Source organism: Nocardia sp. NPDC003963, assembly GCF_053605105.1.
On record NZ_JBSGIP010000043.1, the window covers coordinates 1 to 19213 of the forward strand.

General features: G+C 67.1%; 22 protein-coding genes and 1 pseudogene. 12 read left to right on the forward strand and 11 right to left on the reverse strand.

Annotation, left to right across the window (positions count from 1 at the left end; genetic code table 11):
- Nucleotides 1-159: 159 nt before the first annotated feature.
- Nucleotides 160-375 carry a biotin/lipoyl-binding carrier protein gene (locus tag ACWEWT_RS32750; protein ID WP_452564721.1) on the reverse strand — a complete coding sequence of 72 codons (216 nt, stop codon included), beginning with the start codon at nucleotides 373-375 and terminating at the stop codon, nucleotides 160-162.
- A 144-nt stretch (nucleotides 376-519) separates the two neighbouring features.
- Between ACWEWT_RS32750 and ACWEWT_RS32755 the strand changes: the two genes are divergently transcribed.
- Complete coding sequence (locus ACWEWT_RS32755) at nucleotides 520-594, forward strand: 50S ribosomal protein bL37 (protein ID WP_022597109.1); 75 nt, start codon at nucleotides 520-522, stop codon at nucleotides 592-594.
- A 95-nt stretch (nucleotides 595-689) separates the two neighbouring features.
- On the opposite strand, the gene rsrA is transcribed toward ACWEWT_RS32755, so the two are convergent.
- Nucleotides 690-965 (reverse strand): mycothiol system anti-sigma-R factor, encoded by a 276-nt coding sequence (gene rsrA, locus ACWEWT_RS32760; RefSeq protein WP_452564758.1) that lies wholly within the window; start codon nucleotides 963-965, stop codon nucleotides 690-692.
- Between the two features lie 20 nt (nucleotides 966-985).
- Entirely contained in the window at nucleotides 986-1702 is a 717-nt protein-coding gene (locus ACWEWT_RS32765) for a sigma-70 family RNA polymerase sigma factor (protein WP_452564759.1), read from the reverse strand.
- Nucleotides 1703-1960: 258 nt separating this feature from the next.
- Here ACWEWT_RS32765 and ybaK point away from each other — a divergent pair, with 258 nt between their 5' ends.
- On the forward strand, nucleotides 1961-2452 hold the full coding sequence (ybaK, locus tag ACWEWT_RS32770) for a Cys-tRNA(Pro) deacylase (protein ID WP_452564722.1): 492 nt from the start codon (nucleotides 1961-1963) through the stop codon (nucleotides 2450-2452).
- Nucleotides 2453-2593: 141 nt separating this feature from the next.
- On the forward strand, nucleotides 2594-2896 hold the full coding sequence (locus tag ACWEWT_RS32775; protein WP_452564723.1) for a hypothetical protein: 303 nt from the start codon (nucleotides 2594-2596) through the stop codon (nucleotides 2894-2896).
- Between the two features lie 50 nt (nucleotides 2897-2946).
- Here the strand turns inward: ACWEWT_RS32775 and ACWEWT_RS32780 are convergent, their stop codons facing one another.
- Complete coding sequence (locus tag ACWEWT_RS32780) at nucleotides 2947-3801, reverse strand: SOS response-associated peptidase (protein ID WP_452564724.1); 855 nt, start codon at nucleotides 3799-3801, stop codon at nucleotides 2947-2949.
- Between the two features lie 160 nt (nucleotides 3802-3961).
- Here ACWEWT_RS32780 and ACWEWT_RS32785 point away from each other — a divergent pair, with 160 nt between their 5' ends.
- The 3 genes from ACWEWT_RS32785 (at nucleotide 3962) to rsgA (ending at nucleotide 7884) form a co-directional block, all read left to right on the forward strand.
- Entirely contained in the window at nucleotides 3962-5494 is a 1533-nt protein-coding gene (locus ACWEWT_RS32785) for an aldehyde dehydrogenase family protein (RefSeq protein ID WP_452564725.1), read from the forward strand.
- 81 nt (nucleotides 5495-5575) lie between these two features.
- The gene (gene aroA, locus ACWEWT_RS32790; RefSeq protein ID WP_452564760.1) at nucleotides 5576-6886 is read left to right on the forward strand and encodes a 3-phosphoshikimate 1-carboxyvinyltransferase; all 1311 of its coding nucleotides are present in this window, start codon (nucleotides 5576-5578) and stop codon (nucleotides 6884-6886) included.
- Nucleotides 6841-7884, forward strand: coding sequence for a ribosome small subunit-dependent GTPase A (rsgA, locus tag ACWEWT_RS32795; protein ID WP_452564761.1), 1044 nt, complete (start codon nucleotides 6841-6843; stop codon nucleotides 7882-7884). The genes aroA and rsgA overlap by 46 nt, the downstream gene beginning before the upstream one ends.
- A 19-nt stretch (nucleotides 7885-7903) precedes the next feature.
- Here rsgA and ACWEWT_RS32800 read toward each other — a convergent pair whose 3' ends face one another.
- A complete protein-coding gene (locus tag ACWEWT_RS32800; protein ID WP_452564726.1) occupies nucleotides 7904-8275 on the reverse strand; it encodes a TfoX/Sxy family protein in 372 nt (123 codons plus the stop codon).
- Nucleotides 8276-8384: 109 nt separating this feature from the next.
- Between ACWEWT_RS32800 and ACWEWT_RS32805 the strand changes: the two genes are divergently transcribed.
- The gene (locus tag ACWEWT_RS32805; protein WP_452564727.1) at nucleotides 8385-9359 is read left to right on the forward strand and encodes a hypothetical protein; all 975 of its coding nucleotides are present in this window, start codon (nucleotides 8385-8387) and stop codon (nucleotides 9357-9359) included.
- A gap of 4 nt (nucleotides 9360-9363) precedes the next feature.
- Nucleotides 9364-9717 (forward strand): GntR family transcriptional regulator, encoded by a 354-nt coding sequence (locus tag ACWEWT_RS32810; RefSeq protein ID WP_452564728.1) that lies wholly within the window; start codon nucleotides 9364-9366, stop codon nucleotides 9715-9717.
- Nucleotides 9718-9767: 50 nt separating this feature from the next.
- Here ACWEWT_RS32810 and ACWEWT_RS32815 read toward each other — a convergent pair whose 3' ends face one another.
- From ACWEWT_RS32815 to ACWEWT_RS32825, 3 genes are read right to left on the reverse strand one after another with little or no spacing between them, the layout of a single operon-like run.
- Entirely contained in the window at nucleotides 9768-11117 is a 1350-nt protein-coding gene (locus tag ACWEWT_RS32815) for an LLM class flavin-dependent oxidoreductase (RefSeq protein WP_452564729.1), read from the reverse strand.
- A gap of 10 nt (nucleotides 11118-11127) precedes the next feature.
- Nucleotides 11128-12006: an ABC transporter permease gene (locus tag ACWEWT_RS32820; RefSeq protein WP_452564730.1), complete on the reverse strand. Its 879-nt coding sequence runs from the start codon at nucleotides 12004-12006 to the stop codon at nucleotides 11128-11130.
- The gene (locus ACWEWT_RS32825; protein WP_452564731.1) at nucleotides 11999-12829 is read right to left on the reverse strand and encodes an ABC transporter ATP-binding protein; all 831 of its coding nucleotides are present in this window, start codon (nucleotides 12827-12829) and stop codon (nucleotides 11999-12001) included. The genes ACWEWT_RS32820 and ACWEWT_RS32825 overlap by 8 nt, the downstream gene beginning before the upstream one ends.
- Nucleotides 12830-13139: 310 nt before the next feature.
- Between ACWEWT_RS32825 and ACWEWT_RS32830 the strand changes: the two genes are divergently transcribed.
- From ACWEWT_RS32830 to ACWEWT_RS32840, 3 genes are read left to right on the forward strand one after another with little or no spacing between them, the layout of a single operon-like run.
- Entirely contained in the window at nucleotides 13140-15158 is a 2019-nt protein-coding gene (locus ACWEWT_RS32830) for a hypothetical protein (RefSeq protein ID WP_452564732.1), read from the forward strand.
- Nucleotides 15159-15163: 5 nt separating this feature from the next.
- The gene (locus ACWEWT_RS32835; protein WP_452564733.1) at nucleotides 15164-15655 is read left to right on the forward strand and encodes a hypothetical protein; all 492 of its coding nucleotides are present in this window, start codon (nucleotides 15164-15166) and stop codon (nucleotides 15653-15655) included.
- Nucleotides 15652-16449 carry an ESX secretion-associated protein EspG gene (locus ACWEWT_RS32840; protein WP_452564734.1) on the forward strand — a complete coding sequence of 266 codons (798 nt, stop codon included), beginning with the start codon at nucleotides 15652-15654 and terminating at the stop codon, nucleotides 16447-16449. The genes ACWEWT_RS32835 and ACWEWT_RS32840 overlap by 4 nt, the downstream gene beginning before the upstream one ends.
- A 93-nt stretch (nucleotides 16450-16542) precedes the next feature.
- Here ACWEWT_RS32840 and ACWEWT_RS32845 read toward each other — a convergent pair whose 3' ends face one another.
- On the reverse strand, nucleotides 16543-16677 hold the full coding sequence (locus ACWEWT_RS32845; protein WP_452564735.1) for a zinc ribbon domain-containing protein: 135 nt from the start codon (nucleotides 16675-16677) through the stop codon (nucleotides 16543-16545).
- A 58-nt stretch (nucleotides 16678-16735) separates the two neighbouring features.
- A pseudogene (locus ACWEWT_RS32850) lies at nucleotides 16736-17431 on the reverse strand (RNA-guided endonuclease InsQ/TnpB family protein); the annotation flags it as partial.
- Between the two features lie 25 nt (nucleotides 17432-17456).
- On the opposite strand from ACWEWT_RS32850, the gene tnpA reads away from it, so the two are divergent.
- Nucleotides 17457-17873 (forward strand): IS200/IS605 family transposase, encoded by a 417-nt coding sequence (tnpA, locus tag ACWEWT_RS32855; protein WP_452564736.1) that lies wholly within the window; start codon nucleotides 17457-17459, stop codon nucleotides 17871-17873.
- Between the two features lie 169 nt (nucleotides 17874-18042).
- Here tnpA and ACWEWT_RS32860 read toward each other — a convergent pair whose 3' ends face one another.
- Complete coding sequence (locus tag ACWEWT_RS32860; RefSeq protein ID WP_452564737.1) at nucleotides 18043-19140, reverse strand: ABC transporter substrate-binding protein; 1098 nt, start codon at nucleotides 19138-19140, stop codon at nucleotides 18043-18045.
- Nucleotides 19141-19213 lie beyond the last annotated feature (73 nt).

Here is a 19213-nt window from a genome sequence, read left to right on the forward strand (position 1 = left end):
CGGGTGGGGCCCGCCCCGGTTCTGGAGCGACAGAGCGAAGGAGCGCAGCGACTGAGCGCCGGAGTGAAGAACCGGGGTTAATAGGGCCCCACCCCCGCGGCGCCGAAGGCGACGCCATAAACACAGCCCCACCCCGCGGCGCCGAAGGCGACGCCAAAATTACTGTATGACGGCGATCAGGTCGCCCTGCTGGAGTACTTGGCCGGGGGTGACGGCGATGGAGGCGACTTCGCCGCCGATCTCGGTGATCACCGGGATCTCCATTTTCATGGATTCGAGCAGTACCAGGGTTTGGTCGATGGTGACCTGTTCCCCGATCTCGACTTCGACGGTGAGCACCGTGGAGACCATTTCCGCCCGCACTTCTTCCGCCATGACACCCCGTTCGCTAGGTTCGTTCCGGTCCCGGGGCCGGTGCCCGCTGTACCGCCGTCGGTACAGCCAATCACACGTGGAACAATGGCGGGGATCAACATGTACTCCCCGCAGTCGCGGGATATGTCCCAGGAGGAGCTACCTATGGGTAAGCGTGGCCGCAAGAAGCGCAGCCGTAAGGGAAATGCCGCGAATCACGGCAAGCGTCCCAACGCCTGAGCCGACCGGCTGAGGCCGGGCACAGACCACGAGCGGCCCGCACTTCGTCGAAGTGCGGGCCGCTCGTCGTTCGTGCCGCTCGGTATCGGCCGGGATCAGGCCCGGCCGGGGTCGGCCGGGATATCGCCGGTGCGCAAGGTCACCGATCGGCGGATCTCGACGGTGAGCCGTTCGCGCAGCGAATCGGGGGCCCGGTCGCCGCCGCATTTGCGATGCAGCATGCTTTTGATCTTCTCTTCGATGCCGTAGGCCTCGATGCAGGGCGCGCAATGGTCCATATGATGCTGGAGCCGTTCGCGGGTGTTGTCGTCGCATTCGCCGTCGAGCATGAGCCAGACATCGGCCAGTACGGCCGTGCAGTCGAGCTCCATATCGGGATCGTGCTCGGTGCTCACTGCTTGACCTCCTGGCGCACCGCCGCGGCGGTATCGGAATCGCCGGGCGCGGATGCGGTGCGGTTGAACCCTCGTTCGCGCGCCACATCGGCGAGCAAACCCTTCAGTTGTTTCCGGCCGCGGTGCAGCCGGGACATCACCGTACCGATCGGGGTACCCATGATGTCGGCGATTTCCTTGTACGGGAACCCTTCGACATCGGCGTAGTACACCGCCATCCGGAATTCCTCGGGCAGTTGTACGAGGGCGGCCTTGATGTCGTCGTCGGGGAGTGCGTCGAGGGCTTCGACTTCGGCGGAGCGCAGTCCGGTGGAACTGTGCTCGGCGGTGGCCGCGAGCTGCCAGTCGGTGATCTCCTCGGTCGGGTACTGCGCGGGCTGCCGCTGTTTCTTCCGATACGAGTTGATGTAGGTATTGGTGAGGATCCGGTAGAGCCAGGCCCGCAGGTTGGTGCCTTCTTTGAAGGATTTGAAACCGGCATAGGCCTTGACGTAGGTCTCCTGGACCAGGTCCTCGGCGTCGGCGGGGTTGCGCGTCATCCGCAATGCGGCACCGTAGAGCTGGTCCAGCATGGGTAGCGCGTCCCGCTCGAACCGCTGGACCAGTTCGGCGTCGGTCTCCGGCTGGCCGGCAGGCCGCGCGTCGGCGCCGGTGTCGGTCGCCACGTCGTCCTCGCTCGTCACACGTGTCCCTTCGATCGGCTTACCAGCCAAATCTACCGGGAGTGTGAACCGCGGGAAGAACCGCGTGCGCGCCGGAGCCGGATCGTGGTGGACCGGGCGTGGTTCGACGAGAACGGACACCGTCACTCCTTCACTCTTGCGCGGGTCCGCACCGGCGGAACCCTGGCGGGCCGCTCGATGCGCTGTTTCTGCCGCGTACAACTCACCGAGGTCACGAAGTGTTCCCCGACCACGGGAAAGGCACCTCACAGCCTGGTCGGCAGTCGCGCGGGCGGTAGGGTCCGGCCCATGGCAGCAGCCGCCACTCCGGCGATCCGGGCATTGGTCACCGCCGGTGCCGCGCATACCGTGCACAGCTACGACCACGACCCCAGGGCGGGCACCTTCGGGGGTGAAGCGGCCGCTGTGCTGGGTGCCCGGCTCGGTGTCGAGGCGCGGCGCATCTTCAAGACCCTGGTGCTGGAATTGTCGACCGGCGCCCTGGCGGTAGCGGTGCTGCCGGTGACCGGCACGTTGTCGTTGAAGGCCGCCGCCGCGGCGCTGGGCGCGCCGAAGGCGGCCATGGCCGACCGGACGCGGGCCGAGCGCGGCACCGGTTATGTTCTCGGCGGTATCTCGCCGTTGGGGCAGCGCAAACAGCATCCGACGGTGCTGGACGTATCGGCACTGGACTGGGACCGGATGTTCTGCAGCGCCGGGCGCCGGGGCCTCGAGATCGAACTCGCGCCCGCCGATCTGATCCGGCTGACCGCTGCCGTCACCGCTCCGGTGACCGCCTGAGGGGCCATCCCGCGACAGGATTACCCCATATCACTCGAATCGGGCGTCGTACCGCGCGCCGTGCGGTAATTCACCAGGTCAGGCGGTCTCGTATGCGTTACTTGGTACGACCGATCGTCGACTTCGAGGATGTGATGCGATATGTCCCCGCGCAAGTCCGTGCGTTCTGTGTTCTTCGCGGTATCCGCGGCCGTCGCGCTGAGCGTCGGCCCGGCACTGCTGTCGGCGCCGCCGGCGCTGGCGGCACCGGGTGAGTTCCCGCTCGACGGCCAGGGCGGTTCCGAGAAGAAGCCGGAGGCTCGCACCGAGGACAACGATCCCGGCAAACGCGCCGAGAACGCCGGTGGCGGCATGGTGTCCGAAGTCATCGATCTGAGCGCCGATCTGTTGAAATGCGGTCTGAGTATCGCGACTCCGGCCGTCAAATGCCCGCTGGGCGATTAGCGTCCCGCGGCGAGTGCCCGGGACGTCGGTTCGTCCCGGGCACTCGGCGCTCACAGCAGCGTCGCCTGCTCGGTAGTGCCGTCGGCCGGCGCCAGTAGTTCGGGACCGTTGTTCTTCACGCTGTTCACCAGGGTCGACACCGGGCGGGCCGTGATCTCGGCCACCAGGGCCTCGTCCGGCGGGCCGAGGAGCTCGGCGGGAGCCGGATGGTCGGGGTCCAGCCAGGCTGCCCAGTGTTCGCGGGGCATGGGTAGCGGCATCCGGTCGTGGATCCGGGTGAGGTCGCCGATCGCGTCGGTGGTGAGGATGGTGCACGACAGCAGCGGTTCGGGTTCGTCGAGCGTACGGTCCCGCCAGACCGACCAGAGTCCGGCCATGTACAGCCGCTCACCGTCCGGTCGCGACATGAAGTACGGGTGTTTGACCACCTTGGGTTTCTTCCCGCTGCCGGGCCCGGCGGGATCCGGCTCGACCAGCCATTCGTACCAGCCGTCCATCGGCACCAGGCAGCGCCGATATTTCACCGCGTCCCGGAACGACGGGAGCGTCGCGGCCTTGTCCGCACGCGCGTTGAACAGCGGTCTGCCCTTCACCGGGATGCCCGGTTCGGCGGCTTTCGTCCAGTGCGGGATCAGCCCCCAGCGCATCCGCCGGATCCGGCGGGCGGGGGGGTCGTCGGGGTGTTCGTGGGTATGCCGGTCGACGACGGTGAGGATCCGGGTCGTCGGGGCGACGTTGTAGTTCACCCCCGGTAGCCGGTCGTCGGGGCGGGTGTCCGCGTCCGCTCCCGCCACCGATTCGCTGCCGCGCGCCCCGGAACCGCCGGGGTGCGCTGTCTCGTCGATGGCGTCCAGCTCTACCGCGAGCCGTCCGGGATCCGTCGTCGTCGCATACCGTCCGCACATATTTCCGATACTCGCACCGAATACCGACAGATCAAGACAATTCCGGACTTGTCCGCAACAATGATGCCAGTACTTCGTGACGTGTTGAGAGTTATGTCTTAGCATTCTCTCACCGGGGACGCGGCAGTCACAGGCTGCCCGTTCACGCGCGCAGCTGTCTATGCCCTACTTCCGCAGAGGAGAACCTGTGACAACCACCGAAAACGCTACCGAGAAAGAGTCGGTGCTCACCTCGGTCGATCCGGCCACAGGAGCGACCCTGGCCACCTATCCGATCGCCGACGAGAAGGCGGTTGCCGAAGCTGTCGCGAAGGCGCGCGCCGCCGCGCCCGTCTGGGAAGACCTCGGCTTCGACGGCCGCAAGAAGGCACTGCTGCGCTGGTCGAGCCGGTTGGTGGCCGAATCCGATGAATTCTGCGCGCTCATCCATGCCGAGAACGGCAAAACCCTCGACGACGCCTTCCTGGAAATCATGCTGGCGCTGGAGCACATCGCCTGGGCCGCCAAACACGCCAAGAAGATCCTCTCCCCGCAGAAAATTCCGTCGGGCCCGCTGATGGCGAACTTCTCGGCCCGCATCGAATACCGGCCGCTCGGCGTCATCGGCGTCATCGGCCCGTGGAACTACCCCGTCTACACCCCCAACGGATCGCTGGCCTACGCATTGGCCGCCGGCAACACCGTCGTGTTCAAACCGTCGGAATTCTCCACGGGTATCGGCAATTTCCTCGCGGAGGCCTTCGCCGAGGCCAACCCCGAACTGCCCGAGGGCGTATTCGTCGCGATCAACGGGCTCGGCGCCACCGGTGCGGCACTGGTCAAATCCGGCGTGGACAAGGTCGCCTTCACCGGTTCGGCCGCCACCGGCCGCAAGATCATGGCGTCGGCCGCCGAGAATCTGACCCCGGTCCTGCTGGAATGCGGCGGTAAAGACCCCGTGATCGTCGCCGCGGACGCCGATGTGAAGGCCGCCGCCGATGCCATCGCCTGGGGCGCGACCTCCAACAGCGGCCAGACCTGCGCCGGCGTCGAACGCGTCTATGTGGATAAATCGGTCAAGGAAGAGTTCCTCGCCGAGCTGACCCGCATCCTCAAAGATGTGAAGCCGGGTTCGGACAAGAACGCCGCCTACGGCCCGATGACCATGCCGAGCCAGATCGATATCGTCAAGCGGCATATCGACGCGGCCCTGGCCAGCGGCGGCAAGGCCCTGCTGGGCGGTCCGGAATCGATCAAGGGCCCCTTCATCGAACCCGTCGTGCTGGTGGATGTGGACGAGGATTCGGCGGCGGTCAAGGAAGAGACCTTCGGCCCGACTGTCACCGTCACCACGGTGAACAGCATCGACGAGGCAATCGATCTGGCCAACAACACCACCTTCGGACTCGCCTCGGCGGTGTACTCGAAGAAGCAGGGCCTCGAAATCGCTCGCCGGTTGAAGGTCGGCGCGACCTCGGTGAACTCGGTGCTCGGCTTCGCCGCCATCCCCGGTCTACCCTTCGGCGGCAGCGCCGATTCCGGTATCGGCCGCATCCACGGCGAGCCGGGTATGCGTGAATTCGCGCGCCCGCATTCGATCGCGGTGCAGCGCTTCACCATTCCCGGAATGGCGCTGCAGAGCTACCGGCGCTCCCAGGCGAATATGAAGATGCTGCGCCGGATGGTGCCGCTGCTGCACGGCCGGAACAAGTAACCCGCCCGGCCACAGCACCGGACGCGATCGGTGGTGCTCGACGACACACTTGCGAGCACCACCGACGCGTATGTCACCCCGATGCGCCAAGATGGTCGAGTGAGTTTCTGGCCAGCGCCCCATGTCGATGCCCCCGTGCACGCGACCGTCACCCTGCCCGGATCCAAATCCATCACGAACAGAGCCCTGGTCCTGGCCGCGCTAGCCGACGGTCCCTCGACCATCACCGGTGCCCTGCGCAGTCGGGACACCGGTCTGATGATCGCCGCGCTACGCGCGCTCGGCACCCAGATCATCGGCGACGCCGATACCCTCGCCGTCACGCCCGCTCCGCTCCGGGCCGGGGCGGTCGACTGCGGGCTGGCCGGAACCGTGATGCGTTTCGTACCCCCGGTCGCGACCCTCGCGGCCGGCCACAGCGCCTTCGACGGCGATATCGCCGCACGGGTCCGCCCGCTGCGCACCATCCTGGACGCGCTGCGCGGGCTGGGCGCCGATATCGAGGGCGACGCACTGCCGTTCACCGTGCGCGGCACCGGGGCGCTGCGTGGTGGCACCATCACCATCGACGCCTCCGGCTCCTCACAGTTCGTCTCGGGTCTGCTGCTGTCGGGTGCGCGGTTCGACGAGGGGCTGGAGGTCCGCCATTCCGGTAGTGCCCTGCCCTCGATGCCGCATATCGAGATGACGGTCGAAATGCTGCGCCGCGCCGATGTCGCGGTCGAGGCGCCGGCCGGTGTCCAGGGCGAGCAGACCTGGACCGTCGCCCCCGGCCCGATCCGCGCGGTCGACTGGACCGTCGAACCGGATCTCTCCAATGCCACCCCGTTCCTGGCCGCGGCCGCGGTCACCGGCGGGCGGGTCGCCATTCCGCACTGGCCGCGCCTGACCACCCAGGCCGGCGATGTGATCCGGGAAATCCTGGTCCGGATGGGAGCCGAGGCCGGTTTCAGCGACGGCGCGCTCACCGTGACCGGACCGGATCGACTGGCCGGTATCGATATCGACCTGCACGATGTGGGCGAGTTGACCCCGACCGTCGCCGCGCTGGCGGCGCTGGCGGATTCGGAGTCACGGCTGCGCGGGATCGCCCATCTGCGCGGTCACGAGACCGATCGGCTCGCCGCGCTGTCCACCGAGATCAACCGGCTCGGCGGGCAGGCGTCCGAAACCGAGGACGGTCTGGAGATCGTCCCGGCCCCGCTGCACGGCGGCCGCTGGCATTCCTACGCCGATCACCGGATGGCCACGGCCGGCGCGATCCTCGGACTCGCCGTCCCGGGTATCGAAATCGAGGATATCGGCACCACCGCCAAGACACTGCCCGATTTCGTCGCCCTGTGGGAATCGATGCTCGACCCGCAGACGGCCGGACCGGGAGCGGCTCACTGAGCCGGCGCGGCCGCACCACCGCCTCCTACGACGAATCCGATGTGCGGGTGCGTCCCGGGCGGAGTTCGCGGCCGCGGACCAAGACCAGGCCGCAGCATCTGGACGCGCAGCCGGCGATGGTCGTCTCGGTGGATCGGGGTCGCTGGGGGTGTGTACTCGACGGTGACCCGCAGCGTCCGCTGGTGGCCATGCGCGCCCGGGAGCTGGGGCGGACCCCGATCGTGGTCGGTGACCGGGTCGATGTGGTCGGCGATCTCTCCGGTCGGCCCGATACTCTCGCGCGTATCGTCCGGGTCGCCGAGCGGACGACCGTACTGCGGCGAACCGCCGACGATACCGACCCCTTCGAACGGGTCGTGGTCGGCAATGCCGAGAAGTTGTTCATCGTGGTCGCGCTGGCGGATCCACCGCCGCGTACCGGTTTCGTGGAGCGGGCCATGGTGGCCGCCTACGCGGGTGGGCTGGAACCGGTGCTCTGTCTCACCAAGCACGATCTGGCCGGGGATTCCGATTTCGCGGATGCGTTCGACGATCTGGATCTGACCATCGTCTACGCCGGCGTCGACGATCCACTCGACGCGACCCTGAACCTGATCACCGGCCATATCACCTGTTTCCTCGGCCATTCCGGGGTGGGGAAATCCACGCTGGTCAATCGCCTGGTCCCCGGCGCCTATCGCGCGGTCGGCGAAGTATCCGGGGTCGGCAAGGGTAAGCACACCTCTACCCAGTCCGTCGCGCTGGCGCTGCCGGGCGGGGGCTGGGTCATCGATACCCCGGGCGTGCGATCGTTCGGTCTCGCCCACATCACCCCCGACGATGTGATCGCGGCGTTCACCGATCTGGCCGAGGCGATCGAGAACTGCCCGCGCGGCTGTACCCATCTGGGTCCGCCCGCCGATCCGGAATGCGCCCTCGACGAACTCCCGGATACCGGGCGGCGGGTGGCGGCGATCCGCCGGCTGCTCGTCGCGTTGAATTCCAACGACCAGTGGTGAGCTGGGTGACCGGCGCCGGCTAGCGCGGCAGGGCGGTTCCCGAGTTCCGGCGTTTCGGTTTCTTCGGCGGCAGCGATCCGGCGAATCGGGCGCCGCGGCCGACCCATACCGCGAGTTCGCGATCGCCGGTGACGGCCGCGGCGGTCACTCGCAACCACCCGTCGAGTTCGCGGCCCTGCATCACCATGGGTGTTACCGCGACATCGTCTACCAGCGCGGCGGCCGCCGCGGGTTCCATCCGCACCATCAGCCCGCCCTCCCGGCTGACCGCGACTCCCATATGCCCGCCGAACAAGAAGGCCAGCCCGCCGAACATCCTGCGCTCGGATACCGCGGTGCCGACGCCCAGCACCTCCCGGACCCGCTCCGCCAATTCCTCGTCGTATGCCATGGGCTCAGTGTGCGCGCACCGTCCGACAGGCCCGCGGTCCTCCGACCGAACCGAATGAACCGAACACTAATCCGTTTGTTATGCTTCAACCATAACAATGGAGGTGCCCATGAACACCCTGAGCTCGATCCGGCTCTGCCTACTCGCCGGACTGCCGCCGATCCTGTCCGCCGTTCCCAATATCGTCCTGCTGGCCGCCGCGGCCGATCGATTGCCCGATCCACTGGCCACTCATTTCGCGGCCGACGGCGCCGACGGGTTCACCGGGCGGATTCCGACCATGTTCGTCTCCGCCGGTGTGGGCGCCGGCCTCGCGCTCGTTTTCGCCGCGATCCTGCTGATCGGGGTACGCCGGGGTACACCGCCGCGCCGGGCCGGCAGTGCCGCGGACCCGGTCCGGCTGCTCGTCGGAACCGCCTGGAGCGTAGGCGGATTCGTCGGGGTGATCATGCTGGCCGGTACCGTCGCCAACCTGGACGTGGCCGATCCCGCCCAGGTCACGCTGTCCGGCTGGGCATTCGCGATCGCGGCACTCGCCGGGCTGGTGTTCGGTGCGGCGGGCTGGCTCGCAGCACCGGCGAGCCCGGTCGCGACGGACGTACCGGCGCCGGCCGAACCGATCGCCATCGGGCGTACCGAACGAGTCAGCTGGACGCGGCGAGCGGCATCGCCGTGGATGCTGCTGGCGGGGGTGGTAGCGGTACTCATGGGTGTGGTGCTCGGCGTCGTCGCCCAACCGCTCGCCGGCGTCCTGCTGGTGCTCAGCGGGGTATTGCTCGCGCACCTGGCACTGATCCGGGTGGTGGTGGACCGGCGCGGCCTCACCGTCGGAACCGGACCGCTGGGCTGGCCGCGGTGGCGGCTGCGTCCCGAGGACATCACCGAGGTCTCGGCCGAGGGTATCTCGCCGCTGCGGTACGGCGGGTACGGCATCCGGGTGATCCCCGGGGCCACGGCCGTCGTATTGCGCGCCGGACCGGGAATCGTAGTGACCCGGCGCTCGGGCCGCCGGTTCGTGGTCTCGGTCGACGATGCCGAAACAGGTGCGGGTGTGCTGGCCGGTGTCGTCGCGCGGGCGGACTGAACCGATGCTCATCCGCGTCGATCCGGCACGGCCGGAACCACTGGCCGATCAGATCGCGGCCTGTGTCCGGCGCGCCATCGCCGACGGTGACGCACCGGCCGGCACCCGGTTGCCCGGCGCCCGGGAGCTGGCGGCCTCGCTGGACGTCAGCATCCACACCGCACTCGCCGGATACCAGCGGCTACGCGACGAGGGGCTGATCGAGTTGCGCCGGGGGCGCGGCGCGACGGTCCGCGCCGGAATCCCCGACGGCCGGGCGGCCGTCGTCGAGCTCGCCCGCCAGCTCGTCGACGCCGCGCGACGTATCGACCTCGACGAAACGGAACTGATCGAACTGGTCCGCGCCGCCACACGCTGACCCGCGCGCCCCGGCGCCCCGGCGACCGGGGCGCGCGGGACGCGTCGCGGCTAGGCGCCGACCGCGGCCGAGGTCAGGGGCGGGGCCGGGGCGAAGCGACCGGTATGGCGACCGAGCCCGTAGTGCCCTCGCAGCGTGGTCTCGGTGTACTCGGTGCGGAACAGGCCGCGGGCCTGCAGGATCGGCACGACCCGATCGACGAAATCGTTCAGGCCACCCGGCAGGTACGGCGGCATCACATTGAACCCGTCGGCGGCCCCCGCCTCGAACCATTCCTGCAGATCGTCGGCGATCTGTCGCGGGGTCCCGGCGAGGGTGCGGTGCCCGCGACCACCACCGAGCGCGGCGATCAACTTGCGCACGGTCAGCGCTTCCCGGGCGGCCAGATCCTTGACCAGCTGGTACCGGCTCTGGTTGCCGCGGATCTGTTCGATCGGCGGCAACGGCGGCAGTGGCGCGTCGAGTGGATGATCGGTCAGGTCCAGGCCGAGCATCTGGGAGAGCTGGCGCAGCGAGTACTCCGGTGAGATCAGCTCGGTGAACTCCTGTTCGAGCCGGATCGCCGCCTCCTCGGTATCGGCGATGAACGGCACGATTCCCGGCAGGATCTTCACCTCGCCCGGATCCCGCCCGTGGCCCGCGGCCAGCGCCTTCACCTCGCGATAGAACTTCTGCCCCTCCGGGATCGAGCGTTGCGCGGTGAAAACGGCCTCGGCGTAGCGACCGGCGAAATCCTTACCGGTGACCGACGAACCGGCCTGTACGAGCAGCGGACGCCCCTGTGCCGAACGCGGGACATTGAGCGGCCCGCGTACCTTGAACCGCGCACCGTGATGGTCCACGGTGTGCACTTTGCCGGGATCGGCGAACACCCCTGTCGCGGGGTCGAGGACCACGGCGTCGTCCTCCCAGGAATCCCACAGCGCCGTCGCGGCGTCGACGAACTCGGCCGCCCGGAGATAGCGCCCGTCGTGATCGGGGACCTGGTCGTAGCCGAAATTGGCGGCTTCGTCGGCCGTCCCGGAGGTGACGATGTTCCAGCCGGCCCGCCCGCCGCTGATCTGATCGAGCGAGGCGAATTTCCGGGCGAGGTTGTAGGGCTCGTTGTAGCCGGTGGACGCGGTGGCGATGAGACCGATGCGCTCGGTGACCACCGCCATGGCCGACAGCAGGGTGAGCGGTTCGAAAACCGCCTGGGTGTTGCGTTCGATCCGCGGGCCCACCGCGAGGCCGTCGGCGAAGAACACCGAATCGAGTCTGCCGCGTTCGGCGATCCGCGCGAGCTCCTGGAAATGGCCGACCCGCAGTACATCGCGTGCCTCGGTACGCGGATGCCGCCAGGCCGCCTCGTGGTGGCCGACACCCATGAGGAACGCGTTGAGATGGAGATGGTGCGACATCACTACCTGTCTAGAGAGCAACGCGCCAGCTGGACAGCCGACGCTCGACGAACACCAGGACCGCATTGAAAACGAGGCCGACCAGCGCGATGGCGATGATCCCCGCGTACATCTCGGGAATCTGGAAGTTGAGCTGCGCGGCCGTGATCAGATAACCCAGGCCGGCCTTCGCCCCGACCATCTCGGCCGCGATGAGCACCAGGATCGAGGAAGCCGCGGCCATCCGCAGACCGGTGAAAACAGTCGGTACCGCCGACGGCAGCACCACCTTGTAGACCAGCGCGAGCTGGGAGAAGCCCAGTGAACGCGCCGATTTGACGAGCAGCGGATCGACCGTGCGTACCCCGGAAATGGTGTTGAGCAGGATCGGGAAGGTGCAGGCGTAGATCACCAACGCCACCTTCGAGGTCTCGCCGATACCCAGGATCAGGATGAACACCGGGAGCAGTGCGAGGGCCGCGGTATTGCGGAACAGTTCGAGGACCGGGTTGAGGAAATCGGCCACCGGCCGATACCAGGCGATCGCGACCCCCAGCGGTACCGCGATCGCCACCGCGATCACGAATCCGGTGAGCGCGCGGGACAGGCTGGTCGATACGTGTTCCCACAGTTGCCCGTTGGCGATCAGCTCGAAGAAGGTCGCGGCGACCTCGGTGAACGGCGGCAGGAAAACCTTGTCGACCAGGCCCGCCCGGGGCGCGACCTCCCAGAGCGCGAGGAAGGCCAGGATCGCGACCGACGGCTTCACCAGTCGCCAGGCCAGACCGGCCCAGCGCTGTCCCAGGCGGCGGACAGGCGAGTTCACCGGTGCCACTGGCCGCGCGCGGACGGGCTCGGTCCCGGCGCCGCGAGGGGCGTCCAGGGTGCCGGTGGCGAGAGCGCTAGACATGCTGAACCTCTTCGGTCGTCGAGATATCGGCGAGTTCGAGCGTGCGGGCGCGTTCGACCTCGTCGTGCAGCAGGGACCAGATCCGGTGGCGCAGCGCCCGGAACTCCGCACCGGAACGGATGTCCTCGGCGGTGCGGTCGATATCGATATCGACCACCGTTTTGACCCGGCCGGGCCGCGAGGTGAGCACCGCCACCCGCTGCCCCAGGTAGATCGCCTCGTCGATGCTGTGGGTGATGAACAGAACCGTCTTACCGGTCCGCTCCTGGATGCGCAGCAGTTCGTCCTGCAGCGATTCCCGGGTCTGCGCGTCGAGCGCGGCGAACGGTTCGTCCATCAGCAGCACCTCGGGATCGAAGGCGAGGCTGCGCGCGATCGCCACCCGCTGCTTCATTCCGCCCGACAGTTCGTGCGGGTACCGGTCCCCGAACCCCGCCAGGCCGACCAGCTCCAGGTAATGCTCGGCGCGCTCCCGGCGTTCGGCGCGCGGCACTCTTTTGGCTTCGAGACCGAATTCGATATTGCGCCGGGCCGTCCGCCACGGCAGCAGAGCGTATTGCTGGAACACGATTCCGCGATCGAGACCGGGACCGCTGATCGGGACACCGTCGAGCAGGATCTGTCCCGAGGTCGGGGTGCTGAGACCACCGAGCAGGTCGAGCAGGGTGGATTTACCGCAACCACTGGGGCCGACGAGCACGAGGAACTCCCCCGCGGCGAGGTCGAGGGTGATGTCCTCGACGGCGGTCAGCTCGGTCCGCTGACCCCGGATCGGGAATCTCTTGGTCACCTGAGCCAGGCGAAGTTTGGGTGTGCTGCTCATTTGTCACCGGCCAATGCTTTTCTGTCAGGTGCTGGGGCTCCCCGTCATGGTGCGGCCGTGGATACGAAGTCTGAACCGTTTACCTCAGTGCGAGTCGAACACGCCGGTCGGCACCCGGTGCACCGCCGGCACCGTCCGCGCGGTGATCAACGAAGCGGGCCGCAATACCCCGATGGCATCGAATTCACTTGTGCGCCATGGGGTATTCACGGGTCCGCGATGTAATACCGGGGTGTGTTCGGCGTGCTCTCCGGACCCACACGTGGAGCGCTTCGCGGCGGTCCGGTAACCGAGGGGAAGGTCAGTTCCGATGGTTCAAGAGCCGGGCACCTGGGCTGGTCTGAAACAGGACGCATCCCAGGACCTGCTGTATTTCGATCCCGCTGCCGCGGTCACCGGCGCCGAAGCCGCCAAACGCCTGGTCGACCAGTTGCTGCGCGCGCGAGAGGCGATCCAGAACGAGAAGCTCGACGATATGGTGAATATCGCCGGGAATTTCCTGACCTCGGGTACCAACCTCACCGGAATTTACGAACAGCGCGCCGAACGCCTGTACACAGTGCTGCAGGATCACGTCGATATCGCCCGGGAAATGGGTGAGGCGTTCGTTCAGGCCGGGCTGTACTACCGCAGAACGGAGTCGGAGAACGCGGACAACCTGGCGCTCGACGAGCTCGCCGACTTCCACATTCCGTACGAACCGACATCGGAGGATCTGAGCCTGGACAGTGGCGGTACCCGGTACGACGATCTCCCCCGGCCCGAGGGCGTATTACAGGACGCGGGCCGGGACGGAACAGCCGACGATATCCATGTGCAATCCGCGTACGGCCTGCCCAGCGAGCTCACGAACTACGAGGGCCGCCAGGAGTCGATCTCACCGGACACTGTCGGGCTGGAGGAGAGTACCTCGCTCGGCTTCACCGTTTTCCGCGGACTCGCTCGTGACCTGCCCGGCGATGTGACGAATACGTACAACGCGGCCCTCGCGTGGTGGCGGCTGGCCGGCCATGTGAAATCCGAACTGGAGAAGTTCGACGGGGCGATCGAGGGTATCCAGGACAAATGGCTCGGCCTGGCCGCGGACCGGGCCCGCACGGCGACCGAGAACTACGTGGACTCCATAGGCCCACTGTGGAATTCGATGTTCTCGATGAGCGAGAACCTGCACTACACCTCGGAATGGTTGCGTCGTACGCAGCTGTCGATGCCTCAGGAAGATTTCACATTCCGCAGTCTGTCGGTCGAACAGACCGTACTCACGCGGTATCGCGAGGAGTGGGTCAAGCACTACGCGAACGGCATGACCAACACCCTGGCGGAGATGCCGGTGATCGAAGGCCCGATCGCCGAACCCGAACCACCACCCCCTGGCGACAACAACGGCGAAGGGGACGGCACCAGCAACGGCAGCAACGGCGAGGGCGAGGGTAACGGCGAAGGCAGCGGCAACGGCGAAGGCAGCGGCAGCGAACAAACCCCCGAAGAGGCATACGACGAGGGCTACGACGACGGGTACGAGAAGGGCTTCGAGGAGGGTTCTCAGCAGGGCGAAGGGCAGGGCGAAGGCCAAGGCCAAGGCCAAGGCCAAGGCGAAGGCCAAGGCGAAGGCCAGGGTCAAGGCGAAGGCGAAGGCGAAGGCCAAGGTCAAGGCGAAGGCGAAGGCGAAGGCGAAGGCCAAGGCGAGGGCGAAGGCCAGGGCCAGGGCGAAGGCCAAGGGCAGGGCCAAGGCGGCAACCAGGGTGGTGGCGAAGAGACGCCTCATGTGCCCAGCTACGACGAAGCCGAATACGGCTCCGGCGACCAGCCGGCCGGCGACACCCAGCAGGAATCCACCGAGGGCCAGGACGGCGGAGAACCCATCACGGGGATCCCGACCCCGGTCACCGGTACCACCATGCCGAAGAACCCCACAGCCGCCGATATCCTCAGCAAGCTCACCGGAATTCCCAAATCGCAGCTGCCCGATGCGCTGAAGGACATCCCGATCACCGGTCAGAACGGCAAGCCCCCGACCCTCGCCGACGCGTTGTCGAAGATCACCGGCATCCCGGTCGACGAGATGCCGCAGGAATTGCAGGACACCCTGCTGGAGGAGCTGTACTCGGAGGATTCGCCGTACGGGTCGGACTCCACGCTGTTCGGCGACGAGGCAGTGCCCTCCGGAGTCGAAGGGCTGCTCCCCGCCGGAACCGAAGGGCTGGTGCCCGACGGGGACGGAAGCGGCACCGATCCGGAATCGGCGCTCACCGCCCTGCTCGGCGGGGACCCCGGCGCGATACCGGCCGGGATCCCAGCGGGCAGAGCCAGAACGCCCTGGACCGGTTGATCAATATGCTGACCCAGGGAATCCAGGCGTTCTCGTCGAGTGGCGCGGGCACGATGCCCGGGATGGACGAGTTCGCGCAGATGCTCGATCCGGCTCAGCTGCAGGAGCATCTGAGCGCGATGGTGGAGCCGCAGCCCACCCAGCCGGCGATGGGCGGGGTCCCCGGCGGTGCCGGTCTGCCGGCCACCGACCCGGGACCTCCTCCCCTCGCCGCGCATCCCGGTTCCGAACCCGGCCACAGCGCTTTTCCCCGGGCTTCCATCCCCAGCAGCCCGGGTCTCGAACTCGCCGGGTACTCGGGGTCCACGGGTGGCTCGAATCCTGGTGGAACACCGGGTATGCCGATGATGGGATCGCCCGGCGCGGGGGCCGGCGCGGCCGGCACACCCGGGCAGACCGGTGACCACGCTCCGGGTGAGTTCCTCACCTCCCGCGAGAATCTGGACGAAGTCTTCGAGAACACGCCGTCCAAGGTGCGCCCGGTGATCGAACAGTGATTCGTTCCTGGGAATTGACCGATCTGGAATTCGTCGTGCTGTGTGAGGAATTCCGCCAGGGCGGGCTACCGGAGCCCTTCACGTACACCAGCCGGACCCGGCTCGCCGCGGACTACCGCATCGAGAAAGCCGAAGCGCTACGCGCGCTACGCGACCGCGACGATTCCGATCTCTACGCGATGGCCGACGCCATCTCGCGTCCGGATGTCACTGTCACGGCGAAGGCCTGGAACGATCAGGACACCGAGGAACCCGCCGACTGGATTCGGGTGCACGCGGTCCGGCAGCGGGCACGTGGTTTCGTGATCGCCCAGCGCCCGGGCGAAACCGTCTGGCACAGCGGCGGTTTCGAGGTGACGAGCTGCGATCCGCATGCCCTGGCCGAAGCCGTCCTGGCCGTGCTGCCGGAGGCGACGGCCGGCCGGATGCCGCAGATCACGCTCGTCGATCCGGAGACCGCACCGGATACCCGGCCGTACATCCCGCTGATCTCCGACGACGACGAAGCCGAGGACGACGAGGCATACCGTAGCGCGGCCTTCCTCGCGGCACCCGCGACCGCGGCCGGGACAGTCCAGGTCTTCCAGGGCCGCTCCATGTTCGGGCCGCGCGGCCGGGTCGATATGGGGATGCGCTGGCGGGATCTGCCCGATGACGGACGCTATGTGATTCCGATGCACCAGGACGTCGAGGTGGCGACCGGGATGGGCACCAAACGAATGATCGAATGGGCCCAGGAACAGGTCGCCGAGGTGCTGCTGCGGTTGGACCGGAATCTCGAACACGAGGATTGACGTCCTCCCCCCGCCCTGAAGGGCGAGGATTCCTACCAGCGCCCTGACGGGCGCTCTCGGTGGGTTCCTGTTTCACAGGGGCGTGCCTTCCGCTTACGCGGCCGGTCTTACAGCCCCTCCGCAGGCGTTTGAACTCTCGGCGCGTCCCGCCGCGAGAATATTCTTGGCCGCATTCAAATCGCGGTCGTGAGTGACACCGCATGTGCAGGTCCAGGTTCGGACATGCATCGGCCACCCGCGCGTGTGCACGAGCGACCCGGATCCGGGCTTTCGCCCGGTTCTTCGACCCTTTCTCTTTGCGGGAAAGGGCCTGTTGAGCTTTCTTCAACCGTCGTTCGGCCTGCCGCAGGAACCGCGGTGACGCAATTGTCTTGCCGTCCGACAGAACCGCGAACGTCGTAAGCCCGAGGTCGATACCGACCTCGGAATCCACCTCGGGCAACGGTTCCTGGTCGACCTGGACCACGAACGATGCGAAATACCTGCCCGAAGCGTCCTTGATGATCGTCACCGATGACGGCTCGGATGGCAGATCCCGAGACCAGGAAACTTTCACATCCCCGATCTTCGGAAGCCGCAGCTTCCCGCCTGTAGTGACCGTGAACCGCGCATTCTTCGTGAACCGGATCGCCTGCCGACTGTCCCTGCGCGACCGGAAACGCGGCGGCCCGACTCGTGCGCCCCCGCGTTTCCCGGACATCGACTGGAAAAAGTTCCGATAGGCGGTGTTCAAGTCGGCGAGCGCTTGTTGCAACACCACCGACGACACATCGCCCAACCATGACCGGCCGGGATCTTTCTTGACCTCGGTCAACGTCTTCGACAGTTCGGCGTTCTTGATGTAGGGCAAACCGTTGCGCCGCGCTGCTTCTCGTGCGGCGAGTGCGTCGTTGTACACCACCCGCGCGCAACCGAACGCCTGAGCCAGCTTGATTTGCTGGCCAGGCGTCGGATAGACGCGGAAGTTGTACCGAAGCTGCACAAGACCAAGTGTGACATATTGGTTTATGGCCGAATTTCAAGACATACGTACTGGCAGATACTGCGTTTTCGTGCTTCATGCTCACTTGGTTTTTGTCACCAAATACAGGCACAGGGTGTTCACCGACCGTCACCTGGCCAGGCTGGAAGAGATCATGCGGACGGTGTGCACCGACTTCGAAACCGAACTGGTCGAGTTCAACGGCGAACCCGATCACGTGCACCTGCTGGTGAACTTCCCACCCAAGGTCGCGATATCGAAACTGGTGAACAGCCTCAAGGGTGTGTCCTCGCGCAGGATGCGCCAGGAGTTCCCCGAACTGGCCCAACACTATTGGCGAGCAAAGCGCTTGTGGTCGGGTTCCTACTTCGCGGGCTCGGTCGGTGGCGCTCCGATCTCGGTGTTGCGGCAGTACATCGAACAGCAGCAACGTCCGGTTTAGGGCACGCTCGGGCCTTGGCGGCCGCCCGCGTGGGCTTTCACCACCGCCCTGAAGGACGGCGCACTAGCCCACATTTTGGTAGCGCGCGGCGGATGGGCCGCCCCGGTCTGCCGGCCACGGCATCCGGGACTGCTCGGTCAACCGTTCCGGGCGAAGTCGGGTCCGATACTCATTTCGCACCGGCCAGAGCCTGTCCGTCGGGACCGCCGTCGGCGGGGTAGGTGCCGTTGGCGTACGGGTTGTACTCGTTGGTGTAGAGATCGCGGGCCGCGAGTTCACCCTCGTCGAGTTCGCCGTTGCGGACCAGCCAGTCGATCCAGATCTGCAACTCGCGTTCGGCGATCACCGCGCCCGGTACCGGGATCCCGGGACTGCGCCAGTACTTCACGGGTTCGGCGCTCTCTGTACGGCCCCGCTTGTGGATGATGTCCAGGAAGCGGGCCACCACCTCTTCCCGCGGATGGACCTGGGTCCAGCGGACGGCCCGCGCGGTGCCCTGGACGAAATCGCGCACTGCCTCGGAGTTGGCGGCGATGAAATCGTCGCGCATCACGTACGTGCCGTAACTGAACGCGCCGAACAGATCCCGGTCGGTGAACAGGGCCCGGATACCGCCCCGTTCGAGGGCGCTCTCCCGCTGGATCGAATTCAACGTGCCGATATCGATCTGTCCCTCGCGCAGCGCCTGCTCGGTGTTCACCGGCGGGACCACCACCAGCTGTACCGACTCGATCTCGTCCGGGGTGAGTCCCTGCTGGGCCAGCCATTCGCGGGTGAGGAATTCGTGATGCGCACCGAGAGTGTTCATCCCGATCTTCTTGCCGATCAGGTCGCGGGCCGACCGGATCGGGCTGTTCTCCAGTACGTAGTACCCGGTGTACTCGTGCGCGTCGGCACCGTAGGAGCTGAGCACCGAGGTGATGGGCGCGCCGGCCGCGTTGAGCTTGACGACGGCACCGTTGAATGCCGACCCGAATTCGATATCCCCGGTAGCCGCCGACTGGATGTCCTGCGGACCGCTGGTGGTATCGCCGACCCACTCCAGCTGGATCTTGTCGAAGTAGCCGAGATCGGCGGCCAGTTCGTGGAATCCCACCTTCCCGGCCCAGCCCTGATAGCGCAGGACGGTCTTCCCGTCGGCCGTCCGAGCGGCCTCGCCGCCCGCACCGCACGCACACAGCAGCATCAGTAGGGCGGTGACCGCCGCGACGCGCGCGACGGCACTCGGCCGTCGGTGACTCCGTGTCGTATCCGGATGTACTGGCATGGGTTCATCCCCTGTGATGTGGTGGCGCTGCCCGGATATCGTGCGGTCCGCGAGCGCGGCTGCGAACCCTTTG

Coding starts and splice junctions, on each gene's coding strand:
- ACWEWT_RS32750 (WP_452564721.1), bottom strand. CDS start 375: ATGGCGGAAGAAGTGCGGGCGGAAATGGTCTCCACGGTGCTCACCGTC.
- ACWEWT_RS32815 (WP_452564729.1), bottom strand. CDS start 11,117: ATGTCGCACCATCTCCATCTCAACGCGTTCCTCATGGGTGTCGGCCAC.
- ACWEWT_RS32845 (WP_452564735.1), bottom strand. CDS start 16,677: ATGCATGTCCGAACCTGGACCTGCACATGCGGTGTCACTCACGACCGC.
- ybaK (WP_452564722.1), top strand. CDS start 1,961: ATGGCAGCAGCCGCCACTCCGGCGATCCGGGCATTGGTCACCGCCGGT.
- ACWEWT_RS32835 (WP_452564733.1), top strand. CDS start 15,164: ATGCTGACCCAGGGAATCCAGGCGTTCTCGTCGAGTGGCGCGGGCACG.
- tnpA (WP_452564736.1), top strand. CDS start 17,457: ATGGCCGAATTTCAAGACATACGTACTGGCAGATACTGCGTTTTCGTG.
- ACWEWT_RS32805 (WP_452564727.1), top strand. CDS start 8,385: ATGAACACCCTGAGCTCGATCCGGCTCTGCCTACTCGCCGGACTGCCG.
- rsrA (WP_452564758.1), bottom strand. CDS start 965: ATGGAGCTCGACTGCACGGCCGTACTGGCCGATGTCTGGCTCATGCTC.
- ACWEWT_RS32830 (WP_452564732.1), top strand. CDS start 13,140: ATGGTTCAAGAGCCGGGCACCTGGGCTGGTCTGAAACAGGACGCATCC.
- ACWEWT_RS32775 (WP_452564723.1), top strand. CDS start 2,594: ATGTCCCCGCGCAAGTCCGTGCGTTCTGTGTTCTTCGCGGTATCCGCG.
- ACWEWT_RS32820 (WP_452564730.1), bottom strand. CDS start 12,006: ATGTCTAGCGCTCTCGCCACCGGCACCCTGGACGCCCCTCGCGGCGCC.
- ACWEWT_RS32825 (WP_452564731.1), bottom strand. CDS start 12,829: ATGAGCAGCACACCCAAACTTCGCCTGGCTCAGGTGACCAAGAGATTC.
- ACWEWT_RS32860 (WP_452564737.1), bottom strand. CDS start 19,140: ATGCCAGTACATCCGGATACGACACGGAGTCACCGACGGCCGAGTGCC.
- ACWEWT_RS32785 (WP_452564725.1), top strand. CDS start 3,962: ATGCCCTACTTCCGCAGAGGAGAACCTGTGACAACCACCGAAAACGCT.
- ACWEWT_RS32810 (WP_452564728.1), top strand. CDS start 9,364: ATGCTCATCCGCGTCGATCCGGCACGGCCGGAACCACTGGCCGATCAG.
- ACWEWT_RS32800 (WP_452564726.1), bottom strand. CDS start 8,275: ATGGCATACGACGAGGAATTGGCGGAGCGGGTCCGGGAGGTGCTGGGC.
- aroA (WP_452564760.1), top strand. CDS start 5,576: ATGCGCCAAGATGGTCGAGTGAGTTTCTGGCCAGCGCCCCATGTCGAT.
- ACWEWT_RS32780 (WP_452564724.1), bottom strand. CDS start 3,801: ATGTGCGGACGGTATGCGACGACGACGGATCCCGGACGGCTCGCGGTA.